General features: G+C 49.5%; 1 pseudogene. It reads left to right on the top strand.

The features are described from left to right. Nucleotides 1-275: pseudogene (locus LK536_RS58720) on the top strand (PTS beta-glucoside transporter subunit IIABC); the annotation flags it as partial.

Raw genomic sequence — 275 nt, 5'->3', positions numbered from 1 at the left:
CACGGAACCAGCTATTTATGGCATGCTGCTGCCATTGAAACAACCGCTGGTCATCAGCTGTATTGCCGGTTGCATCGGCGGCGCGTTCTATGGCCGCTTTCATTTCAGGAAGTTCGATATGGGCGGTATGGGAATCTTTGAACTGCCCAATATGATGAATCCGGATGGTACGATGGACAATCTGATCATAGCTGTTATCGACATTGCGGTTTCCATGGCGGCTGGTTGCATACTCACCATGATTTTTTACCGGGAGCCGGAATCAGCAATCAATG

It is taken from the genome of Clostridium pacaense, from assembly GCF_020709765.2.
Lineage (GTDB): Bacteria > Bacillota > Clostridia > Lachnospirales > Lachnospiraceae > Enterocloster > Enterocloster hominis.
The sequence above is the reverse complement of the archived record's forward strand: the minus strand, read 5'-3'. Positions and strand labels throughout refer to the sequence as shown.